Annotated in this window: 3 protein-coding genes; 2 read left to right on the plus strand and 1 reads right to left on the minus strand. The window is 41.4% G+C overall.

What is annotated here, in order from left to right; all coding sequences use genetic code 11:
* Positions 1–105 precede the first annotated feature (105 nt).
* Positions 106–1,968, minus strand: a complete 1,863-nt coding sequence (locus ACZFYI_RS15925; protein WP_462525118.1) for a M1 family metallopeptidase — start codon at positions 1,966–1,968, stop codon at positions 106–108.
* Between the two features lie 122 nt (positions 1,969–2,090).
* On the opposite strand from ACZFYI_RS15925, the gene ACZFYI_RS15930 reads away from it, so the two are divergent.
* Both ACZFYI_RS15930 and ACZFYI_RS15935 read left to right on the plus strand, forming a co-directional pair.
* Complete coding sequence (locus tag ACZFYI_RS15930; protein ID WP_462525119.1) at positions 2,091–3,449, plus strand: NfeD family protein; 1,359 nt, start codon at positions 2,091–2,093, stop codon at positions 3,447–3,449.
* 152 nt (positions 3,450–3,601) lie between these two features.
* Positions 3,602–4,746 (plus strand): acetate/propionate family kinase (locus tag ACZFYI_RS15935; RefSeq protein ID WP_462525120.1); only part of this gene is annotated, 1,145 nt, incomplete at its 3' end.

The following is a 4,746-nucleotide window of genomic DNA, read 5'->3' on the forward strand; positions in this document are numbered from 1 at the left end:
GTGGGCTAAGTGGTTGTCTAAAAAGGTCGCTGAGCGGCCTTTTTTTATGGCTCAGCCATGGATAAAAAAGCCTTCAAAAGAATCAACTTTTGAAGGCTTTTTTAATTACTTTTTTTCTGGCATTGTGGTCAATTCTACTTTATTGTTTTCTCTATTGACATCCGCCAGCCTGAGGCTTGGGTCTATTTCTACAGACTTAATGGAAGAAATAGGCCTTGCTAGCTGAACTTCCAGCGTGTAATTGGTCCAAGGCCATCTTTCTGTCATTATCCTAGCAGGCATTCCTTTTTCCTCAGGTTTATTTCCCCGCTGTATTACAAGAGGTAAGTAGATCATCTCCTGTGTGCCGTCAGTATAAGTCACCACGACATCCAATGGCATTGGCATTAAGCCAATCCTTTCAAGAGTTATTTTGGTTTGGTTATTTTCTGCGGTCACAGATTTTACACCATAATCAATTGTTTTGGTGGATGCAATAAAATAATCATAATACCAATCCAATTCCAATCCACTGGTTTTTTCCATTACCCTGATGACATCATGGCCATTTGGATGCATATACTTCCAATCATTCCAAAGCCTCAACATAGCTTTATCGAAATTTTCCTTTCCTATGACATAAGCAAGTTGCTCTACAAAAACAGCTCCTTTGTTGTATGTTCCAGGTCCGTAGGCTGAATTCAGGTTATAGTGATCTCCATGGGTGGTCAATGGCTCTTCATATCCAGCCTTGGCTAGCCTAAAGTAAGACCTATAAGTCCCTTCTTGGATAAATTTATTTTGCTTGGAAAAGACAGCATCCATCACCACACTGGTACCCCAAGTTGTAAACCCTTCATCCAGCCATGGCTCCGAAGATTCATTAAACCCAAGGACACCGTAATACCAGCTGTGAATAAGCTCATGAACAGTCACTCCCACCAAACTTTGAAGTCCTCTATACCCAGTGATCAAAGTAGACATGGGATATTCCATTCCTCCATCTCCACCTTGGATAACTGAGTATTGCTCATATGGATATTTTCCAAAATTATCGCTCATATATTGGATGGCATCCACAGTATACCCTTTGAGTTTCCCCCAGTTCTCTTCTGTCTTGTCATTTTTGACATAAAGAAAATGAACCATCGGACCATTTTCCATCTTCACTTTTTCATGGGTATATTTTGGATCTGCCGCCCACATAAAATCGTGGACATTGGGAGCAAAAAAGTGCCAGGTTAAAGTTTTTCCTTTTACTGACGGCACCATCACCCCCTCGTCCTCATAGCCATGTCCGATCTCATTGGGATTTTGGAGGTAACCGGTTCCACCTAGGATATATGTCTTGTCTATAGTGATCTTCACATCAAAATCCCCGAAGTTGCCATAAAATTCTCTCCCGACATAAGGATTGGAATGCCATCCTCTCCTGTCGTATGCAGCCATTTTAGGATACCATTGTGACATAGAATATCGGATTCCTTCCGCATTGTCCCTTCCTGACCTTCTTACCTGTAAGGGAACCTGTCCTTCAAATTCCATATCGAAAACAACTGTCTGTCCGGGCAGAATAGGTTTATTTAAATTTACTTCCAAAATTGTCTCCACATGCTCAAAGTCAACCTTTTTCCCATCCATTGCCAGACTACTTACTTTCAGTATCCCGATTTCTTTTGGAGATAACTTCTGAATCCTGTCCATTACCCTTCTATCTGGGTCGGATATGGTTCTGGAGCGTACATCCATCATGCTGTTCGGCTGAAAAGCATTGAAATAAAGGTGGTAAAATGCCCGGGTAAGGGTATCAGGAGAATTGTTGGTATAATGTAATTTTTGGGTCCCCTTAAAAGTGTTCTCCTCCACATCCATGGAGACATCCATAATGTACTTGACTTTTTGCTGCCATCGGTCCGATTGAGCCTGTGTGGCTGCAAAGGCTCCCATGAAAGCAATGAATAGAACTGGCAAGCTGAATCTTTTAATCATATTTGGAATGTTTTGGCTTTAAAATAAGTCAAAATAGAATTCCCTTACAAACCAATGATATAATTAGCGTTTGCCGCGGTTAAGGGAATATTTGGTATATTCAAACTCAAATAGTATATGATATGAAATCTCTTTTAACATCAATTTCCATAGCCCTTTTTCTCCTTTTTCAGTCATCTCCGGTGTTTTCCCAAGATGGCTTTTCCTCAGAAAAAAAGAAAATCTATGTCTTCAAAATTGACGATGATATCGATCCCAGAATGAACCGCAAGGTTAAATTGGCTTTGGAAGAGGCTCGTGAAAAATCTGCTGCGTTGGTAATTATTGAAATGGATACCTACGGAGGCGCAGTAAATGATGCTGATGATATCCGTACCATGATTTTGGAATCAGAAATCCCTGTTCATGTATGGATCAACAAAGATGCCGCTTCAGCGGGGGCATTGATTTCGATCGCCTGTGACAGTATTTATATGGCGCCGGGAGCAAGCATCGGAGCAGCCACAGTGGTCATGGGTGGCGGAGGCGAAGCTGCGCCTGACAAATACCAGTCCTACATGCGGTCCATGATGCGGAGCACTGCAGAGGCCAAAGGAAGAGACCCCAAAATCGCAGAAGCCATGGTAGACGAAGAAATAGAAATTGAAGGTGTTAGCAAAAAAGGCTCTGTGATCACTTTCGCAGTTTCTGAGGCAATAGAAAACGGGTTTTGTGAAGGAGAAGTCGATTCCATAGAGGAAGTAATTGCCAAGCAGGGAATTTCTGATTATGAGATCATTGAGCAAACCACCTCCTCTGTTGAAACTATCATTTCTGTCTTTTTAAATCCAGCTGTGAGCGGTTTTTTGATCCTCATCATTTTTGCAGGAATCTATTTTGAATTACAGACACCGGGAGTGGGCTTTCCCTTGGCTGCTTCCATTACCGCAATTATTCTGTATTTTATTCCCTATTATCTCAGTGGATTGGCGGAAAATTGGGAAATTGCAGTTTTCATTGTTGGCTGCATACTTTTGTTAATCGAGATTTTTGTAATACCTGGATTTGGCATTTTTGGAATTTTAGGTATCCTGGGAATCCTCACCGGCCTCACTCTGGGAATGATCCCAAATGATTCCTTTGACTTTTCATTTGTACCCGCAGGGGATTTATTTGTGGCCTTGCTTACTGTGATTTTGGCTGCCATCGCAGCATTGGCTCTCATTTTCTTTTTGGCACCAAAGGTCAACAAATGGGGTGCTTTCAGCTCCATTGCCTTGGCCAATACCCAACAACGAACTGAAGGCTACACTTCATCTACCTACAAAAATAGCCTTTTGGGAAAAGAAGGAATTACCAACACGCGGCTGATGCCAAGCGGTAAAGTCATCATTGAAGATGAAGTCTATGATGCTTATTCAAGAGGTGAATTCATTGATCAAGGAGAGAAAATAAAAGTGATCAGTACCGAGGGCACTTCTATAAAGGTTAAAAAAATTTAAGTTGGGAAATAGTTAATGGTTATTGGGTTAAAGGGTTATTCCTTATAGTAAATACCAAGGTATTCAGAATGAAAGTATCTTGAAAAAAGTAATTTTAAAATAGAGTTTTGTAGAAATAATTTTGGATTGAAAATATAAGTCAGTTACTGAAAATGAAAATTCTTGTACTAAACTCAGGCAGCAGTTCGCTAAAATACCAGCTTTTTGATATGCCAAATGAATCCCCGATATGTAGCGGTTTGGTGGACAGGATTGGTTTGGACAATTCCACCCTCACCCATAAGTCATTTATCCATTGGCCTGAAGAGGTATTCAAATTCCAAAAAGAAATCAAAGATCATGAAGAAGCGCTCTTGGCTGTGACTGATTTATTGATCGATTCTCAAAATGGCGTACTATCTAATATGGGAGAGGTAAAAGCAATCGGGCACCGTGTGGTCCACGGGGGTGAGCAATTTGCTTCGACCACTTTGATCACAGATGAAGTCAAAAAGAAAATAGAGGAATTGTTTGCCTTGGCCCCATTGCATAATCCCCCAAATTTGCTGGGTATAATTGTTGCAGAAAGGATTTTCCCTTTGGCCAAGCAGGTAGCAGTATTTGACACTGCTTTCCATCAAAGCATGCCTCCAAGGGCCTATCGTTTTGCAATCCCCAAGGAAATGTACACAGATATGGGAATTCGGGCCTATGGTTTTCATGGAAGCAGTCATCAATATGTCTCACGGAAAGCAAATGAGTACCTTAACATACCGGATTCCAAGATTATTACCATCCATCTTGGCAATGGCAGCAGCATGACCGCTATCAAAGGCGGAAAATCCATAGATCATTCTATGGGTCTCGGCCCAATGGGAGGACTGGTGATGGGAACCCGGTGCGGGGATATTGATCCTTCGATCATCTTTCATCTGATCAATGAAAGAGGTTTTTCTCCAAAAGAAGTCAATGATATTTTGAATAAGAAAAGCGGGCTTCTTGGGCTATGTGGAAACAGCGACATGAGGGATGTAAAACAGGCTATTAAAGATGGAGATGAAGACGCCAAACTTGCTTATGAACTCTATGCCTACCGCATCCAAAAATACATTGGGACCTTTGCAGCAGCAATGAATGGATTAGATGCCATTGTTTTTACTGCCGGAATCGGAGAAAATGACGAGGAAATGAGGGCTGCTGTCTGCCAGGATATGGGGTTTTTTGGGATCCATCTTGACAAGGAAAAAAACAGCATAAGGAATGCTGACATCCGGGAAATCAACATTACAGAAGCAAAAGTTAAAATTCTTGTAGTCCC

Source organism: Aquiflexum sp. (assembly GCF_977115555.1).